General features: G+C 63.9%; 16 protein-coding genes. 5 read left to right on the top strand and 11 right to left on the bottom strand.

All coding sequences use genetic code 11. The features are described 5' to 3' along the window. Window positions 1-37 precede the first annotated feature (37 nt). The 11 genes from AC1DXS_RS16110 to AC1DXS_RS16160 all read right to left on the bottom strand — a co-directional run bounded on the left by AC1DXS_RS16110 (window position 38) and on the right by AC1DXS_RS16160 (window position 11,370). Entirely contained in the window at window positions 38-1,015 is a 978-nt protein-coding gene (locus AC1DXS_RS16110) for a Bug family tripartite tricarboxylate transporter substrate binding protein (RefSeq protein WP_477738486.1), read from the bottom strand. 99 nt (window positions 1,016-1,114) lie between these two features. After that, complete coding sequence (gene glxR, locus AC1DXS_RS16115) at window positions 1,115-2,005, bottom strand: 2-hydroxy-3-oxopropionate reductase (protein WP_477738487.1); 891 nt, start codon at window positions 2,003-2,005, stop codon at window positions 1,115-1,117. A gap of 66 nt (window positions 2,006-2,071) precedes the next feature. Further along, window positions 2,072-2,854 carry a 2-dehydro-3-deoxyglucarate aldolase gene (gene garL / locus AC1DXS_RS16120; protein WP_477738488.1) on the bottom strand — a complete coding sequence of 261 codons (783 nt, stop codon included), beginning with the start codon at window positions 2,852-2,854 and terminating at the stop codon, window positions 2,072-2,074. A gap of 63 nt (window positions 2,855-2,917) precedes the next feature. Beyond that, window positions 2,918-3,904 carry a Bug family tripartite tricarboxylate transporter substrate binding protein gene (locus tag AC1DXS_RS16125; protein WP_477738489.1) on the bottom strand — a complete coding sequence of 329 codons (987 nt, stop codon included), beginning with the start codon at window positions 3,902-3,904 and terminating at the stop codon, window positions 2,918-2,920. A 61-nt stretch (window positions 3,905-3,965) separates the two neighbouring features. Then, the gene (locus tag AC1DXS_RS16130; RefSeq protein ID WP_477738490.1) at window positions 3,966-5,069 is read right to left on the bottom strand and encodes a lactonase family protein; all 1,104 of its coding nucleotides are present in this window, start codon (window positions 5,067-5,069) and stop codon (window positions 3,966-3,968) included. Between the two features lie 55 nt (window positions 5,070-5,124). After that, a complete protein-coding gene (gene garD, locus AC1DXS_RS16135) occupies window positions 5,125-6,699 on the bottom strand; it encodes a galactarate dehydratase (RefSeq protein ID WP_477738491.1) in 1,575 nt (524 codons plus the stop codon). Window positions 6,700-6,714: 15 nt separating this feature from the next. Continuing rightward, window positions 6,715-8,013, bottom strand: a complete 1,299-nt coding sequence (locus AC1DXS_RS16140) for a TRAP transporter large permease (protein WP_477713416.1) — start codon at window positions 8,011-8,013, stop codon at window positions 6,715-6,717. 7 nt (window positions 8,014-8,020) lie between these two features. Then, the gene (locus tag AC1DXS_RS16145; protein ID WP_477738492.1) at window positions 8,021-8,509 is read right to left on the bottom strand and encodes a TRAP transporter small permease; all 489 of its coding nucleotides are present in this window, start codon (window positions 8,507-8,509) and stop codon (window positions 8,021-8,023) included. A gap of 116 nt (window positions 8,510-8,625) precedes the next feature. Continuing rightward, complete coding sequence (locus tag AC1DXS_RS16150) at window positions 8,626-9,597, bottom strand: TRAP transporter substrate-binding protein (RefSeq protein WP_477738493.1); 972 nt, start codon at window positions 9,595-9,597, stop codon at window positions 8,626-8,628. A 54-nt stretch (window positions 9,598-9,651) separates the two neighbouring features. Further along, the gene (locus AC1DXS_RS16155) at window positions 9,652-10,545 is read right to left on the bottom strand and encodes an SMP-30/gluconolactonase/LRE family protein (RefSeq protein WP_477738494.1); all 894 of its coding nucleotides are present in this window, start codon (window positions 10,543-10,545) and stop codon (window positions 9,652-9,654) included. A 15-nt stretch (window positions 10,546-10,560) separates the two neighbouring features. Beyond that, window positions 10,561-11,370 (bottom strand): NAD-dependent epimerase/dehydratase family protein, encoded by an 810-nt coding sequence (locus AC1DXS_RS16160; RefSeq protein ID WP_477738495.1) that lies wholly within the window; start codon window positions 11,368-11,370, stop codon window positions 10,561-10,563. A 226-nt stretch (window positions 11,371-11,596) separates the two neighbouring features. On the opposite strand from AC1DXS_RS16160, the gene AC1DXS_RS16165 reads away from it, so the two are divergent. The 5 genes from AC1DXS_RS16165 (at window position 11,597) to AC1DXS_RS16185 (ending at window position 16,583) form a co-directional block, all read left to right on the top strand. Then, window positions 11,597-12,370: a FadR/GntR family transcriptional regulator gene (locus tag AC1DXS_RS16165; RefSeq protein WP_477738496.1), complete on the top strand. Its 774-nt coding sequence runs from the start codon at window positions 11,597-11,599 to the stop codon at window positions 12,368-12,370. Window positions 12,371-12,433: 63 nt separating this feature from the next. Further along, window positions 12,434-13,801 carry a glucarate dehydratase gene (gudD, locus tag AC1DXS_RS16170; RefSeq protein WP_477738497.1) on the top strand — a complete coding sequence of 456 codons (1,368 nt, stop codon included), beginning with the start codon at window positions 12,434-12,436 and terminating at the stop codon, window positions 13,799-13,801. 168 nt (window positions 13,802-13,969) lie between these two features. Beyond that, window positions 13,970-14,962, top strand: a complete 993-nt coding sequence (locus AC1DXS_RS16175) for a Bug family tripartite tricarboxylate transporter substrate binding protein (RefSeq protein WP_477738498.1) — start codon at window positions 13,970-13,972, stop codon at window positions 14,960-14,962. 79 nt (window positions 14,963-15,041) lie between these two features. Then, the gene (locus AC1DXS_RS16180; RefSeq protein WP_477738499.1) at window positions 15,042-16,103 is read left to right on the top strand and encodes a Gfo/Idh/MocA family protein; all 1,062 of its coding nucleotides are present in this window, start codon (window positions 15,042-15,044) and stop codon (window positions 16,101-16,103) included. 159 nt (window positions 16,104-16,262) lie between these two features. After that, entirely contained in the window at window positions 16,263-16,583 is a 321-nt protein-coding gene (locus AC1DXS_RS16185) for a winged helix-turn-helix transcriptional regulator (protein WP_477738500.1), read from the top strand. Window positions 16,584-16,615 lie beyond the last annotated feature (32 nt).

The following is a 16,615-nucleotide window of genomic DNA, read 5'->3' on the forward strand; positions in this document are numbered from 1 at the left end:
ATCAGGCGATATCACCACTAATTCACGCAAGCGTTTTTCAGTCCAGCTTGATGTTGGCGTCTGACACCACCTTGGCCCAACGGCTTCGTTCCTGGTTGAAAAAGCTGTCCTGCTGCGCCGGCGTCATGGTTACAACTTCGGCGCCCTGCCCCGCGAGCTTGGCGCGTATGTCGGGGCTGCGAATGATCTTGATAAGTTCGGTGTTCAGGCGGTTGATGATGGCTGCCGGCGTGCCGTTGGCCACCAACAGGCCCTGCCAGGTGCCGGATTCGAAGTTGGCCAGGCCTTGCTCGGCCAGCGTCGGCACATTGCCTATCAGCGGCATGCGCGTGCTCTTGGAGACGCCGAGGATTTTCAGCTTGCCGCTTTGCACATGCGGCAAGGTGGCCAACATGCCGTTCATCAAAATCTGCGTTTGCCCCGCAATGGTGTCGCTGACGGCCTGCGAGCCGCCCTTGTAGGGGATGTACTGCCACTTGGCCTTGCTGGCGCGCTCGACCGCCACGCCGGCCAGGTGCGGCGCGCTGCCCATGGCCGTCACCGCGAAATTCAGCTCGGTCTTATGCGACAGGGCCACGAGTTCCTTGAGGTTGCTCGCGGGCACCGAGGGATGGACCACCAGCAGGTGCGGTGAATAGGCGAGCATGGTGACGCCGCGCAGGTCCTTGGACGGATCAAAGCCCAGCTTGGGGTAGACCGAGGGGCTGATGGCCAGCGCGCCGGTGTCGCACAGCAGCAGCGTGTAGCCGTCAGGGGCGGATTTGGCCACGATGTCCGCGCCCAGGTTGCCGTTGGCGCCGGCCTTGTTGTCCACGATAACGGACTGCTTGAGCGCCTCGGACAGCGGCTGCGAAATGGCGCGCGCGATGATGTCCGAAGAGCCGCCCGGCGGATAGGGCACCACCAGGCGTATCGGTTTGGACGGCCATCCGGCCTGGGCGTTCGCGGCGCCGCTTGCGGCACCCATGCCCGCAGCCAATGAGGCCGCGATAAGTTCTCGTCGATTGATAGCCATACTGTCTCCTGAAGTTCTCAAAACGGAAGGACCCCTCCGTCGCGCCGGGAGCCTCTGCCGGGCTCCTCGCACGCGCCTGTCTTGTCTGGTCTATCTGGTTTATGCCGATTTCGCGACTTCGTGGTTGCCTAGCAGTTCCAGCGCCCGCACCAATGCGGAATGGTCCAGGTCCTGCATGCCGTTGGCGGCGCAGGCCTGCATCAGCTGGGCGGCGCTCGCCGTTTGCGGCAGGGCCAGGCCCAGGGTGCGCGCGCCGCTGAGTGCCAGGTTCAAGTCCTTCTGGTGCAGGCCGATGCGGAAGCCCGGTGCGAAGGTGCGCTTGATCATGCGTTCGCCGTGCACTTCCAGGATGCGCGACGAGGCGAAGCCGCCCATCAGCGCCTGGCGCACCTTGGCCGGGTCGGCGCCGGCTTTGCTGGCGAACAGCAGGGCTTCGCCCACGGCCGCGATGTTCAGCGCCACGATGATCTGGTTGGCCACCTTGCAGGTCTGGCCGTCGCCGTTGCCGCCCACCAGCGTGATGTTTTTGCCCATCAACTCGAACAGCGGCTTGACGAGGTCGAAGGCCGCTTGCGGGCCGCCGACCATGATGGTGAGGCTGGCCGCCTTGGCGCCGACCTCGCCGCCGGACACCGGAGCGTCCAGGTAGTCACAGCCCAGGGCGTTGATCTTCTTGGCGAATTCCTTGGTGTCCATGGGCGAGATGGAGCTCATGTCCACCACGGTCTTGCCCTTGGTCAGCGAGGCGGCCACGCCGCCTTCGCCGAACAGCACCTTGGCCACATCGGGCGTGTCGGGCAGCATCAGGAAGATGATGTCGGCCTGCTTGACGACGTCGGTGATGGAATCGCAAGCCTTGCCCTTGCCGGTCAAAAGTTCCGCGGGCACCTTGCCCAGCGTGGTCATGAAAACCTCGTGCCCCGCCGCGATCAGGTGCGCCGCCATCGGGTTGCCCATGATGCCCAGGCCGATAAATCCAAGCTTGCTCATTCAAATACTCCAGTCTAAAAATCAGTCGGAAAACAATGCGCACATGCGGCGCGATACCAGGTGCGATCAGGTGCGGTAGCGGTCGTGCAGGGCTTGCGTGGCCGCACGGAACACACCGAGGTCGCTGCCCACGGCAACAAAAGTGGCGCCCATTTCCATGTAGCGCCGCGCGTCGGCTTCCACCGGCGCCAGAATGCCCGTGGGCTTGCCGCAGGCCTTGGCATCGGCGAACACACTGGCGATGGCTTTTTGCACATCGGGATGCCCCGCGTTACCCAGATGGCCCAGGCCGGCGGCCAGGTCTGAAGGGCCCACAAAAATGCAGTCCACGCCTTCCACCTCGGCAATCGCGCGCGCAGCGGCCACACCGGCGCTGCTTTCAATCTGCACCGCGACGCAGATCTGGTCGTTGATGCCCTTGAAGTACTCGGGCACGGTACCGTAGCGGTTGCTGCGCTGGGATACCGAAACCCCGCGTATGCCCTGGGGTGGATAGCGCGTGGCGGCAACGGCCTGGCGAGCCTCGTCGGCGCTTTCAACAAAAGGCACGAGGAAGTTGTAGAACCCCGCATCGAGCAGGCGTTTCATTTCCACCGGGTTGTTGGACGTGGGACGCACAAAGGGCGCGCTCGGGCTGTCCTTGAGCGCCATCAGTTGCGGGATGAAGGTGCCTACGTCATTCGGCGAATGTTCGCCGTCCAGAAGAATCCAGTCGAAACCGGCCACGCCCAGCACCTCCGTGGTAATGGCGTTGGCCAGCGACGACCAGCAGCCGATCAGTTTTTTTCCGGCCAGCAGGTCGCGCTTGAAGCTATTGGGATACGGTTGGTAAGGAGTTGCTTGTGTCATGGTGTTTGCTTCTACGATGTCTGTTGGATTCGATTGCCGACGGGTTGCCGGGGGCAAGCGGTGTTATTCAGCCTTGATGTTCGCGGCCTTGATGACCTGCGCCCACTTGGCGACTTCGGCGCGCTGGAAGGCGGCGATCTGGGTCGTCGTCATGTTGGCCGGCTCCATGCCGAAGCCCTTGAGTTTTCCCTGCATCTCGGGTTCCGCCAGGATGCGGCCAATCTCCTTGTGCAGGCGGTCGACGATAGGCGCGGGCGTGCCGGCCGGCGCAAAAATCGCCTGCCACGACAGCAGCTCAAAATTGGCCAGGCCCGGCAGGCCGGACTCGGCCACTGTCGGCACATCAGGCATGGAGGCGAGCCGGCTGGCAGAGGTCACCGCAATTGCACGCAGCTTGCCGCTTTGCACGTGCGGCGCGGCCACCACGCTGGTGTCGAACATCATGTCGACCTGCCCGCCAATCACGTCCTGGATGGCCGGGCCGCTGCCCTTGTAAGGCACGTGCGTGAACTTCACGCCGGAGCGGAAGGCCAGCAACTCCAGCGAGAGATGCTGCGACGTGCCGGTGCCGGCCGAGGCCGACGACAGGCCGCCGCTTTTGCCCTTGCTGGCTTCGAGCACGTCCTTCAAGGTTTTGTAGGGACTGGCCTGGTTGACCACCAGCACCAGCGGGTTGGTGCCGATGAGCGTGACCGGCACAAAGGACTTGATGGGGTCATAGCCGATCTTGGGATACAGGCTGACGTTGATCGCATGCGAGCTGACCGTGCCGCCGACCAGGGTGTAGCCATCCGGCGCGGCACGCGAGCCGACTTCCGAACCGACACTGCCGCCCGCTCCAGGCTTGTTGTCGACGATGATGGTGGTGCCCAGCACGGTGCCGAGCTTCTGTCCAATCAGCCGGCCCAGCACGTCGGTGGTGCCGCCCGCAGCGAAGGGCACCATGTAAGTGATGGGCTTGCCGGTCGGCCAGTTGCCCTGGGCGAAGGCGGGCAGCGTTGAAAGGCCGGCCATGGCCAGTGCGGTGGTGATCAGGGTGCGGCGTTGCATGAGGGTGTCTCCTTCAGGTGTATCGGGGTGATGTGGCCGGGTGTATGGAGTGTTCGCGCACTCAGGGCATCTCGACAATTTCAATCCAGTTCGGGTTCTTGCCCACAGGCAGGCGCTTGGGTGCGCCCAGAGCGCCTGTCGCGGCATCGATCGCGTAAACGGACACGCTGTGCGAGTCCTGGCCCGACGCGATCAGGTACCGGCCCTGCGGATCGATGGCAAAACCGCGCGGGGTTTTTTCCGTGGGCATCTGGCCCAGCGGCTCGAGCAAGCCGGTGGCGGCGTCGACACGGAAGGCCGACAGCGTGCTGGAGGTGCGCTCCGACGCGTAGAGGTAACGGCCGTCGGGCGTGAGGTGCAGGTCTGCGGCCCAGGGCTTGTCGGTAAAACCAGCAGGCAGCGTGGTGCGGGTTTGCAGCAGCTTGAGCGTGCCGCGAGCGCCGTCCCAGCCGAACACATGGAGTTGCGCGTCGAGTTCATCCAGCAGGTAGACGAAGCGATGCGACTTGTCCCAGACAAAATGGCGAGGGCCGGCTTTGGCGGCGGTCGTGGTCAGCGCAGGTTCATTCGCCGAGAGCACGCCGGTGGCGGCATCAAAGCGCCAGCTGGAGACGTTGTCGTTGCCCAGGCTGGTGGCCAGCACAAAACGGTTGGCCGAGTCCGCATGGATGGCGTGCGCATTCGCGATGCCGGGAATCAGTTGCTGGATGGCGCCGACCTTGCCTTCCTTGTCGATGGCGTTGACGGTGATCTTGTGGCCCGGGTAGGAGGCCGCGAAAAGCCAGCGGCCGGTCAGGTCGGTATCGATGTTGGCCATGCTGTCGGCCAGGGACGCCTCCCCCAGCTTGCGCAGCTTGCCGCTGGCGCCGTCGATGGCAAAGCTCACGACGCGAAAAGGCTGGGAGCGCAATGCCGCATAAAGGAAGCGCTTGTCCGGGCTCACGGCCATGGGCATCACGGTCCCGCCCACATTCAAGGTCTCGACAGGCTTGAGCGTGCCCTGGGCACGGTCCAGCTCGAGCACTGAAATTTCCTGGCTGTCGGCGTTCGACACATAGACCCAGGTGGCCGCGGATACCGTGCCGCCAAAAGCCGAAAGGCCGGCCGCTGCGAGCAATTGAAAAGCCAGGCGCAGCGCGCGCAGGTTTTTTGGAACGATGAACATGCTCTGTCTCCTTCTGTTTATTTCTGCTTATTTCTGTTTTGGGGGTGATGCCGGCTCACGTCACAGGCGCCGGGTTGAACAGCACGAGCGCGTTGTGCAGCTTCCATTGTTCGGCCCAGGTTTTCTTGCGTCCGCTGGCCACGTCCAGCATGAACTTGAACAGCTCCCAGCCCACTTCCTCGATCGTGGCGTCGCCGTCGGCGATGCGCCCGGCGTTGATGTCCATCAGGTCGTGCCAGCGCCGCGCCAGGTCGCTGCGTGTGGCGACCTTGATGACGGGCACTTCGGCAAGGCCGTAAGGCGTACCGCGGCCGGTGGTGAAAACGTGGATGTTGATGCCGGCGGCCAGCTGCAGCGTGCCGCAGATGAAGTCGCTGGCGGGCGTCGCGGCGTAGATCAGGCCTTTTTGCTTGACCTTCTCGCCGGGCGAGAGCACGCCGCTGATGGGCGCGCTGCCCGACTTCACGATGGAGCCCATGGCCTTTTCGACGATGTTGGAAAGGCCGCCTTTTTTGTTGCCCGGGGTGGTGTTGGCACTGCGGTCCACCTTGCCCTTTTGCAGGTAAGCGTCGTACCAGGCCATCTCGCGAATCATGGCGTCAGCCACTTCGGGTGTGCTGGCGCGCGAGGTCAGCTGATCTATCCCGTCGCGCACCTCGGTGGTTTCGGAGAACATCACCGTCGCGCCGGCGCGCACCAGCAGGTCGGTGGCAAAACCCACCGCCGGGTTCGCCGTCACGCCGGAGAACGCGTCGCTGCCGCCGCACTGCACGCCGACCACCAGCTCGCTCGCGGGCACGGTCTCGCGCCTGCGCGCGTTGAGCCGCTCCAGGTGCAGCAGGGCGGTCTCCATGATGGAGTCGATCATGGACATGAAGCCGATGTGGTTTTCGGACTGCAGGCAGACCACGTCCAGCTTGGCTTCCGCGCTGGTGCCCACGTCGGCCACATTGCGCTCGTCGACGATCTGTATGCTGCCCGGCGGCAGCAGGCGCTCGGGCTGCAATTTTTCGCAACCCAGGCTCACCACCATCACCTCGCCGCCGAAGTTGGGGTTCAGGCTGATGTTGCGCAGGGTGCGTATGGGAATGATGGCGTCGGGCGCGTCGATGGCCACGCCGCAGCCGTAGGTGTGCTCCAGCCCCACCACGTCGTCCACGTTCGGGAAACGCGGCAACAGTTCGGCCTTGATGCGCTTGACGGCGAAGTCCACCACGCCGGCCACGCACTGCACCGTGGTGGTGATGGCCAGGATGTTGCGGCTGCCGACGGAGCCGTCCGGGTTGCGGAAGCCCTCGAAGGTATAGCCTTCCAGCGCCGGCAAGGGCTCGGGCCGCACCGTGGCCTTGGGCAGGTTCTCCAGCGTGCGCGCATCGGGCATTTCGAGCAGGCGCTCATGCACCCAGCTGCCCGCGGGAATGTCTTTCAACGCATAGCCTATGGGCACGTTGTAGCGCAGCACCGCGGCGCCCTTGGGCAGGTCCACCAGCGCCACCTTGTGGCCCTGGGGAACGCGCTCCACCAGCCGCAGGCCGTCCTCGAAAACGCTGCCCTCGGGCAGGCCGCCGTCGTTGGCGACGATCGCGACGTTGTCGCGAGGATGCATGCGGATGTGAAGCGGTGCGGCCATGGTGATGCTATTTCCTTACTGGCCGACCGTCATGTACAGGCTGGGCAGCCACATGGAGAAGGCGGGTACAAACGTGACCAATGCGAGCGCGAAAATCAGCGCGCCATAGAAAGGCCAGATGGTGCGCATCACGGTGCCGACCGAAACGCCGCCAATCGCGCAACCCACAAACTGGGTCGTCCCCACCGGCGGCGTGTTCAGTCCCAGCGCGCAGTTGATCAGCATCACGATGCCGAACTGCACCGAGCTCATGCCATAGTGCTGGGCAATCGGCAGGAAAATCGGCGTGCACAGCAGGATGGTGGCGGCCATATCCAGGAAGGTTCCGAGTACGAACAGGATGATGTTGATCAGCAGGAAGATCACCCAGGGTGTGCTGCTGATTTGGGACAGCATCTGGCCCGTCAGCTCGGCCACACCGTACAGGCTGATCAGGTAACCGAAGGTGCTGGAAATGCCGATCAGCAGCAGGATGACGCCGGTCGTCTTGACGGCCTTGGAGGCGGCCTTGATGAAGTGTTCCCACTTGAGCGTGCGGTAGACGAAGATGGTCAGCGCCAGCGCATACAGCACCGCAACGGCGGCCGATTCGGTGGCGGTGAAGATACCCGACAAAATGCCGCCGAGAATCAGCACGACGATCATCAGGCCCGGCAGTGCCGCGGCGAGCGAACGCCAGACAATCGCCCATCCCGGGAAACTGCCGGCCGGATAACCGCGTTTCACGGCGACCAGATAGGCCGCCGCAAGGTTGCAGATGGTCAGGATGGCAGCGGGCAGCAGGGCTGCCAGGATCAGCGCGGCAATCGAAACCTTGCCGCCGGCGGCCAGCGAATAAATGATCAGGTTGTGGCTGGTCGGCATCAGGGCCCCCACCAGTGCGGCATGCGTGGTCACGTTGACCGCGTAGTCGGCGTGGTAGCCCTCTTTTTTCATCATCGGGATCATCACGGCGCCCATGGCGGACACGTCCGCAACAGGGGAACCGGAAACGCCGCCGAACAGCGTGCAGGCTACGACGTTGGACATGCCCAGGCCGCCGCGCACATGGCCGACCAGGTTGCGGGCCAGGTTGACGATGCGGTCGGCGATGCCGCCGTAAAGCATCAGCTCACCGGCGAAGATGAAAAACGGAATCGCGAGAAAGGAAAAGATGCCCATGCCCGAGGTCATCTGCTGGAAGCCAACCGCCAGCGGCAGGCCTTCGTACAGCAGCGTGGCCAGCGCGGACAGGCCGATGGAAAACGCCACCGGCACGCCCAGCAAAAGAAAGAGCGTGAAGGAAATACAAAGGATCAACAATGGGATAGTCATGATTTTTTTAGCCCCAGGCTGGTTCGACTTCTTCGCCCTTGGCGAGCGCGATGATGTGCTCGATGGAGAACATCACAATGAGAACGCCCGCAATGGTTGCGGGAACATAGCGCCATCCCTCGGAAATCCACAGGGTGGGCAGGCGATAGCTCCACACGGACTGGGCCAGCGAGGCGCAGTTGTAGGCCATGGCGGCGCCGAACAACAATACCAACGCGTGAATCAGGTATTCCATCTTCAGGCGGATGCTTTCAGGCGCGAGGACCAGGAAGGATTCAAGCCCGATGTGGCCGGCGTCTCGAACGCCCACAGCCGTGCCGAACATGGTGACGTACAACACCAGCAACAAAGCCAGGCTCTCCGCCCAGGTCGGGGTGTTGTTCAGGACATAACGGCCAAACACTTGCCAGCTGACGGCGCAAATCACCGCCACCAGGCCGAGTATGCCCAGCCACATGCAAGTCCGGGCGAGCCGGCGACAAATTTTTGTATACATATAAAGTGCGGACGTGGAAGCCGCCCCAGGGAAAACTTGCTAAGCGGCAAGAATGAAGAATTGCCGAAAAAAAACGCGCCAGCCCCTCAAGGCAGGGCCGGCGCGGGGATCAGGACTTACTTGGTGTCCTGGATCCGTTTGACGAGGCTCTTCAGCGCTGCGTCGGTGATGAACTTGTCATACACGGGCTTCATGGCGTTCTGGAAAGACACCTTGTCAACCTGGATGATCTCGGCACCGCCGGCCTTCACGGTAGCCAGCGATTTTTCCTCGCGCTCGTCCCACAGCTTGCGCATGTAGGGCACCGACTCCTTCGCCGCCTGGCGGACGGCCTTCTGGTCGTCGGCGCTCAGGCCGTCCCAGGTGCGCTTGGAGAACAGCAGCATTTCAGGCGCCATCGAATGCTCGGTGATCGAGTAGAACTTGGCCACTTCAAAGTGGCGCGAGCTTTCATACGAGGGGTAGTTGTTTTCGGCGGCGTCAACCAGGCCGGTCTTCAGCGCGGTGTACACCTCGCCGAAAGGCATGGGGGTCGCGTTGGCGCCCATGGCTTCGAGCAGGGAAACCCAGAGGTCCGACTGCTGGACGCGCACTTTCAGGCCTTTGGCGTCGGCAAGCGAACGAACCGGCTTTTTGACCGTGTACAGGTTGCGCGCGCCGCTGTCGTAGTAGGCCAGGCCGATAAAGCCCTGGGGTGCGCAAGAAGCCAGGATCTGTTCACCGATAGGGCCGTCGAGCACATGGCGCATATGTTCCTTGGAACGGAACAGGAAAGGCATGGTCGGGACTTGCGTTTCAGGGCAGATGTTGTTCATCGGCGCGATGTTCACGCGGGTCATCGCCAGTGCGCCGATCTTGGTTTGCTCGATCGTGTCTTTTTCGCTGCCAAGGGCGCTGTTGTTGAACACCTTGATGCTGTGCTTGCCGTTGGTCAGCACCTTCAGGCGCTCACCCATGAACTTGACGGCCTCAACCGTGGGGTAGCCGTCGGGGTGAATGTCCGACGAGCGGAATTCCGTGGCAAAACCGGCCAGCGGCATTACCGCCAGGGCGGCAGCGACTGCGAACAGTGTTTTTTTAATCTTCATGTCTCATCCTCTAGGTTGGTGGTGGAAACGGGAACGGAAACTTTTTTGGTACTTTTAATACAGGCACGCCGGCTCGGGCAGCCCACGCACGCCGGGGCGCAACGCGAACACACCACCGGCCAGCGGCTGGTCAGATAAATCGACACCTTCGGGGCGTATCGATGTCACGAACAGGGTGTCAAGCCCGGCGCCGCCAAAGGCGCACATGGCGGGCTTCTTCACGGGCACGGCCAGGGAGCGGTCCAGCTTGCCGGCGGGCGTGAAGCGGTGAATGAGGCCTGCGTCATTGCCGCAGATCCAGTAGCAGCCGTCGGCGTCGACGGCCGCGCCGTCGGGCCGCCCGGGCAGCGGGTTCATGTCGATGAAAAGGCGGCGGTTCGACGGCGTGCCGGTGCCGGTGTCGTAGTCGAAGGCCCAGACCGACTGCACCGAAGGGTGCGAGTCGGACAGGTACATGGTACGGCCGTCCGGGCTGAAGGCCATGCCGTTGGGCGTGATGAAGCCTTCGAGCAGCACCTTGAGGGCGCCGCCCTGGTAACTGTAGATACTGCCGACGCGCGCGCCGGCGGCCATGTTCATCTGCATGGTGCCAGCCAGGAAGCGCCCCTGCCTGTCGCAACGGCCGTCGTTAAAACGCATGCCGGCCTGGGCGTGGGTCACATCGGCAAGCCGCTGAAAACCCAGCCGGCCGCCGGCCCCGGGGCTCAGGCGGAACACGCCGCTTTCGGCGCCGGCAATCCAGTCCCGCGTGTTGCCCAGCCGGGCGATGCAGGCGGGCATTTCAGGGGCCAGCCATTCGGTCAGCGCGGCATCGGCCACGCTCCAGCGGCACAACCGGCGCGCCGGGATATCGACCCAGTACAGCGCTTGCTCATTCGCGTCCCAGACGGGGCTTTCGCCCACGCCGTTGCGCGCATCCAGAACCAGTTCGACCTGCAGTTCACTCATGCGAATGCCTGCCGCTCAGTCGCCGAAGGGGCCGGCCACGACAAAACCGCCGCCCTGGTACTGGGCAACCGGGTCCTTCAGGTCGGGCGCGGGTGTGCGGGCATAGACCGCCTCGCGGAAGATGTCGGAGCTGTCCTTGGGCACGTAGCCGATGTGGCGGGCGCGGCTGTTGTCCCACCAGGTGACCGCGTTGTCGGACATGCCAAATATGATGCTGTGGCCCAGCACCGGCGTGGTGAGGCAGGCGGTGATCAGGCGGTGCAGGTCGTCAAAGCTCAGCCAGGTAGCGAGCATGCGGCGGTCCTTGGGCTCGGCAAAAGAGGAGCCGATGCGCACGCAGGCGGTTTCAATGCCGTAGCGGTCGAAATACAGGCGCGCAAGGTCTTCGCCGAAAGCCTTGCTCAGGCCGTACAGGCCGTCCGGGCGCGGCGGGTGGTCGGCGTTGATGGTCTGGTCCTGGCGGTAAAAGCCGGTGACGTGGTTGGAGCTGGCGAAGACGATGCGCTTGACGCCGTTTTTGCGCGCTGCCTCATATAAGTTATAGGCGCCCAGGATGTTGGCCTGCAGGATGGGGCCGAAAGGCCCTTCCACCGAGACGCCGCCCAGGTGGACGATGGCGTCCACGCCCTGGACCATGGTGTGCACTGCTACGGAGTCGGCCAGATCGGCCAGGACGACTTCCTCACCGGCCGCCGCGGCGCCGAACGGCTGCACATCCGACAGGCGCAGCACCGAGCAATTGGCCTTCAGGCGCTCGCGCAGGGCCTTGCCCAAACCGCCGGCGGCGCCGGTCAACAACAGTTTTTCGTGAACTTTGATGGTCATTTTTGGGTTCTGGATCCGATGCCGTCATCAATGCGGACAAACACTGGACTTTTTTTTGGAGTTTGTTAAAGTCAACCTAGAACTGCATCAGTCATAGGTTGTCTGATGACTTAGAATTCTCGGTTTCGCCCCCTAGCTTGTCAATGGTTTTTTAATGGACTCAAGGAAAACCCCTAGTCGCCCGGAAGCAGTGCTTACGCCTGCCTTTCACGGTGAGCCTGCACGCATGCGCCGGCCCCGTGGGCTGGTGGGCGAAATCGTTGAAAGCCTGGCCGGCAGCATCCGCGAGGGGCGTCTTCAGCCTGGTGAAAAGCTCCCCACCGAAGCCGAAATTATGGCCCGCTTCGACGTCAGCCGCACCGTGGTGCGCGAGTCGCTGTCCAAGCTGCAGGCCTCGGGCCTGGTGGAGACGCGCCACGGCATCGGCACCTTTGTGCTGCAGCCGCAGAACGCCGGCAACTTCAAGATCACAGCCGAAGACTTCGCTACGGTGGCCGACGTGATCTCGGTGCTGGAGCTGCGCATCAGCCTGGAAACCGAGGCCGCGGGCCTGGCCGCCCAGAGGAGAACGCCCGAAAACCTCAAGGCCATGGAGGCCGCCCTGCGCGCCTTCCACGACTCCATCAGCCTGGACTCCGACGCGGTGCCGCCCGACTTCCAGTTCCACATGGAAGTGGCCCGCTCCACCGGCAACCGGCACTTCGCCGACCTGATGACCTACCTGGGCACCATGATCATCCCGCGCACCCGCGTGAACACGGCGCACAGCGCGCCCGAGGGCCGTTTCAATTACCTGCAGCGGGTCAACAGCGAACACGAGAACATCTACAACGCCATCCGCAGCCAGGACGCCGAGGCCGCCCGCGCGGCCATGCGCACCCACCTGTCCAACAGCCGCGAGCGGCTGCGCCGGGGCAACAATGCGCATACCATGCAGCCGCCTGAGGGGTCCACGCTCCCACTGGCCTCCCCACCCCTGGGTACAAACCTGGTTGCATAAATAATCGGCGAGTTGTACGATAACTGATAAATCAGCTTTATCAACCCACTACAACACGCCGGTATGCCCGCCTCCCAAGCCTCCCCCGTTTCCTCTTCCGCCGCTTCGCAAACTCCCCGCATCACCCGCGTCCAGGTGATTCCCGTGGCAGGCCAGGACAGCATGCTGCTGAACCTGAGCGGCGCGCACGGCCCTTTCTTCACCCGCAACATCCTCATCCTCACCGACAGCTCCGGCCGTACCGGTGTGGGCGAGGTTCCCGGCGGCGAGAAGATTCGCAACACCCTCCAGGACGCGACCCCGCTGATTGAAGGCCAGTCGATCGGCGACTGGAACCGCATCCTCAACACGCTGCGCACCAAGTTCGCCGACCGCGACAGCGGCGGCCGCGGCAACCAGACCTTTGACCTGCGCGTGGCCATCCACGCCGTCACCGCCGTGGAAAGCGCCCTGCTCGATTTGCTCGGCCAGTTCCTCGGCGTGCCGGTCGCGGCCTTGCTCGGCGACGGCCAGCAGCGCGACTCGGTGGCCATGCTGGGCTACCTCTTTTACGTCGCCGACCGCAAGAAGACCGACCTGGCTTACGCCTCGGCGCCCGACGCCGATGACGACTGGCTGCGCCTGCGCCATGAAGCCGCGATGGACGCCAAAGGCATCGTGGCGCTGGCCGAGGCCGCCTACAAGCGCTACGGCTTCAAGGACTTCAAGCTCAAGGGCGGCGTGCTGCGCGGCGAAGAAGAAATGGAAGCCATCGTCGCGCTGTCGGAGCGTTTCCCCGACGCGCGCATCACGCTGGACCCGAACGGCGGCTGGCTGCTCAAGGACGCCATTCGCATCTGCAAGGACCGCCACAAGGAACTGGCGTACGCCGAAGACCCTTGCGGCGCCGAAGGCGTGTTCTCGGGCCGCGAAGTGATGGCGGAATTCCGCCGCGCCACCGGCCTGCCCACCGCCACCAACATGATCGCCACCGACTGGCGTGAGCTCTCGCACACCATCCACCTGCAGTCGGTCGACATCCCGCTGGCCGACCCGCACTTCTGGACCATGCAGGGCTCGGTGCGCGTGGCGCAAATTTGCCAGACCTGGGGCCTGACCTGGGGCTCGCACTCCAACAACCACTTCGACATATCCCTGGCCATGTTCACGCACGTGGCCGCCGCCGCGCCGGGCAAGGTCACCGCGATCGACACGCACTGGATCTGGCAGGACGGCCAACGCCTGACCAAGGCGCCGCTGCAAATCGTGGGCGGTGAAGTCGCCGTGCCCAAGCAGCCCGGCCTGGGTGTTGAGCTGGACATGGCGGAAGTGGAAAAAGCCCATCAGCTTTACCTCAAGCACGGCCTGGGTGCGCGCGACGATGCCGTCGCCATGCAGTACCTGGTGCCGAACTGGACCTTCAACAACAAGATGCCCTGCATGGTCCGCTAAGAAGGGCCAGGGACCGTCAGGACAGCAGGCCGTCCGGGAAGTTAGAGGCTCCCGGACGTCTTTTCTTGCATTGGGCTGGTTCGGCCCAGTCGGGCGCCGGGGGCGGTATACCGCGGCGCTTTCCCCGCCAGAGATACCCGTCCACAAACAACATAGCAGGAGACAAGCATGCAACGCCGTTCCCTCATCCAGTCAGCGCTTGCCGTCGCCGCCCTGCCCCTGCTTTCCCTCCAGGCCCTGCCTGCCTGGGCGCAAGGCGCCTGGCCTTCGGCCAAGCCGGTGGTCATCGTCGTGCCTTTTCCCGCGGGCGGCTCCACCGACATGGTGGCGCGCGCACTCGCGCTGCAGCTGCAGGCGAAACTGGGCGGCAGCTTCGTTGTCGACAACCGGCCCGGCGCCACCGGCACCATAGGCACCGGCCAGGTCAAGCGCGCGCCCGCCGACGGCTACACGCTGCTGGTGTCCTCGCTGGGCTCATTTGTCATCACGCCGCACCTGCTCAAAGGCGTACCCTACGACGCCACCAAGGACTTCGATTACATCAGCGTGCCTGTGCAGGCACCCAATGTGCTGGTCGCCAACATCGCGCGCCCCGAACGCAGCGTGGAGGATGTGCTGGCATTGCTGCGCAAGACGCCGGGCAAGGTCTCGTTTGCAAGCTCCGGCAATGGCTCGTCCGACCATCTTTCGGCCGAGCTTTTCTGGCAGCAGTCCAAAACCGAAGGCGTGCACGTGCCTTACAAAGGCGGCGCTCCCGCAGTCAACGACCTGCTGGGCAACCAGGTCGACTTCTCTTTCCAGAACGTCAATGCCGTGCTGCCGCACATCCGCGCGGGCAAGCTGCGCGCCATTGCCGTCACCGGCGACAAGCGCTCGCCCGTGCTGCCTGAAGTGCCCACACTGGCCGAAGCGGGAGTCAAAGGCGCCGAGGTCTACTCATGGCAAGGCATGGCCGCACCCAAAGGCTTGCCTGCCGCGACCAGGAAGGCGCTCAGCGACGCGGTGATTGCCGCCATGCAGGACCCGGAACTCAAAAAACGCATGCTGGACCAGGGCTTGGAAATCGTCGCCAGCACGCCGGAAGAATTCACCGCCTTCCAGTTGCGCGAGTCGGCACGATGGAAGACTTTGATAGACACGCGCCGCATCACCGCCGATTGAGGCTGGGTTCGAAAAGCGTTTCCCCAGAGCCTTCAGCGCTACCGCACTCGCGGCCGGCAAACCCCATCCCGGACAAAAAATGTCTCTCCTACACGCCCAGCGGCTGCGCATCGCCGCCATAGGCGCGGGCCTCGGGTCCGCACCGCACTTCCACAGCCTGCGGGACCTGGCCGATGAAGCCGAACTCGTGCATGTCTACGGCCGCAACGCCGAACGGCTGGCAGGCGTGCAGCTGCCCGCAGGGGCGCGCAAGACCACGCGGCTCGAAGACATCCTGGAAGACGCCGGCATTGAGGCCGTGCTGGTGCTGACGCCGCCCAACACGCATCTGGAGATCGTGCAGCGTGTCGCGCGCGCGGGCAAACACGTGCTGGTTGAGAAACCGCTGGCGACAGACCTTGACCGCGCCCACGCACTGGTCGAGGCTTGCGAGCAAGCCGGCGTCACGCTGGCCGTCATGCTGCAGCACCGCCTGCGCGAAGCCGCGGTGGCGCTGCGCGCCTTGATGGCGTCAGGCGAACTGGGGCAGCTCGTGAGCGCCAGCGCCGCCGTGCGCTGGTGGCGGCCGCAGAGTTACTACGACGAGCCCGGGCGCGGCACGCTTGCACGAGACGGCGGCGGCGTGCTGATCACACAAGCCATCCACACGCTGGACCTGCTGCTGGACCTCATCGGCATGCCGGCACGCGTGACGGGCGTTGCAAGCACCAGCGCCGTGCACCGCATGGAAGGCGAAGACACGGCGGCCGCGCTGCTGCACTATGACAGCGGCGCGGTGGCCGTGCTTCAGGCCACGACGGCTGCCTACCCGGGCTTTTCCGAGCGCATCGAGCTCAACTTCACGCGCGGCACGGCAACGCTGGAAGGCGGCGCGATGCGGGCGGCTTTCCAGGACGGCCGAACCCTTAACGCGGGCGAGCGCCAAACCTCGGGCGGTGGCGCGGACCCCATGGCTTTCGACCACGCCGCGCACAGGACCGTGCTGCAGGATTTCATACGCGCGGTGAAAACAGGCACCGCGCCTGCCGTCACCGGTCGCCCAGCGCTGCGCGTGCAACAGGTGATAGAAGCCGTCATCGCATCGTCACGGTCGGGCGGTGCGGTGTCGCTGCCGCCGCCACCCCTTATTCCCGTGATATAGCACTTCCGGCCCTCGTCCAGATGTGGCGGGCATGTGCAGCTATAAAACTCGTAGCACCCAGGAAATTGCGTTATATTTGGTCCCCTACGATAGAAGCTTTTTGCTTAATGACCACTTGTGACCGGACAATGACCGGACTGTGACCGAGGAGACGAGCCGATGAGCGCCAAAGAAAATGCAGCGGTAGGCCAGCTACTTGAATTGCTGGAAGCACGCTATGCATTGCGCGTGTTGTGGGCGCTGAAGGACGGTCATCCCCAGACCTTTCGCCTGCTGCAAGACAGTGTCGGCAACATCACTCCCAACACCCTCAACACCCGCATCAAAGAGCTGCGCGCGGCCGGCCTGATCAGCCATGGCAGCGACGGCTACATCGTCACCACGATGGGCGCCGACCTGCTCAAGCGCCTGAACGACTTGCAGGCCTTCGCCGGTAAATGGGTGATCAGCCAGACCAAAAAAATCAAGCCTGCAGCATAGGCGCGGGCGTGGGCGTGGGCTGATAGCCGGTT

The sequence above is a fragment of the Polaromonas sp. P3_B1 genome (genome assembly GCF_056402935.1).

Excerpts from the sequence above, each read along its gene's own strand:
- AC1DXS_RS16155 (WP_477738494.1), bottom strand. The coding sequence starts at position 10,545 with ATGAGTGAACTGCAGGTCGAACTGGTTCTGGATGCGCGCAACGGCGTG.
- AC1DXS_RS16130 (WP_477738490.1), bottom strand. The coding sequence starts at position 5,069 with ATGTTCATCGTTCCAAAAAACCTGCGCGCGCTGCGCCTGGCTTTTCAA.
- gudD (WP_477738497.1), top strand. The coding sequence starts at position 12,434 with ATGCCCGCCTCCCAAGCCTCCCCCGTTTCCTCTTCCGCCGCTTCGCAA.
- AC1DXS_RS16180 (WP_477738499.1), top strand. The coding sequence starts at position 15,042 with ATGTCTCTCCTACACGCCCAGCGGCTGCGCATCGCCGCCATAGGCGCG.
- AC1DXS_RS16110 (WP_477738486.1), bottom strand. The coding sequence starts at position 1,015 with ATGGCTATCAATCGACGAGAACTTATCGCGGCCTCATTGGCTGCGGGC.
- AC1DXS_RS16140 (WP_477713416.1), bottom strand. The coding sequence starts at position 8,013 with ATGACTATCCCATTGTTGATCCTTTGTATTTCCTTCACGCTCTTTCTT.
- AC1DXS_RS16160 (WP_477738495.1), bottom strand. The coding sequence starts at position 11,370 with ATGACCATCAAAGTTCACGAAAAACTGTTGTTGACCGGCGCCGCCGGC.
- AC1DXS_RS16185 (WP_477738500.1), top strand. The coding sequence starts at position 16,263 with ATGAGCGCCAAAGAAAATGCAGCGGTAGGCCAGCTACTTGAATTGCTG.
- AC1DXS_RS16145 (WP_477738492.1), bottom strand. The coding sequence starts at position 8,509 with ATGTATACAAAAATTTGTCGCCGGCTCGCCCGGACTTGCATGTGGCTG.
- AC1DXS_RS16150 (WP_477738493.1), bottom strand. The coding sequence starts at position 9,597 with ATGAAGATTAAAAAAACACTGTTCGCAGTCGCTGCCGCCCTGGCGGTA.
- garL (WP_477738488.1), bottom strand. The coding sequence starts at position 2,854 with ATGACACAAGCAACTCCTTACCAACCGTATCCCAATAGCTTCAAGCGC.
- AC1DXS_RS16175 (WP_477738498.1), top strand. The coding sequence starts at position 13,970 with ATGCAACGCCGTTCCCTCATCCAGTCAGCGCTTGCCGTCGCCGCCCTG.
- AC1DXS_RS16165 (WP_477738496.1), top strand. The coding sequence starts at position 11,597 with ATGCGCCGGCCCCGTGGGCTGGTGGGCGAAATCGTTGAAAGCCTGGCC.
- AC1DXS_RS16125 (WP_477738489.1), bottom strand. The coding sequence starts at position 3,904 with ATGCAACGCCGCACCCTGATCACCACCGCACTGGCCATGGCCGGCCTT.
- garD (WP_477738491.1), bottom strand. The coding sequence starts at position 6,699 with ATGGCCGCACCGCTTCACATCCGCATGCATCCTCGCGACAACGTCGCG.
- glxR (WP_477738487.1), bottom strand. The coding sequence starts at position 2,005 with ATGAGCAAGCTTGGATTTATCGGCCTGGGCATCATGGGCAACCCGATG.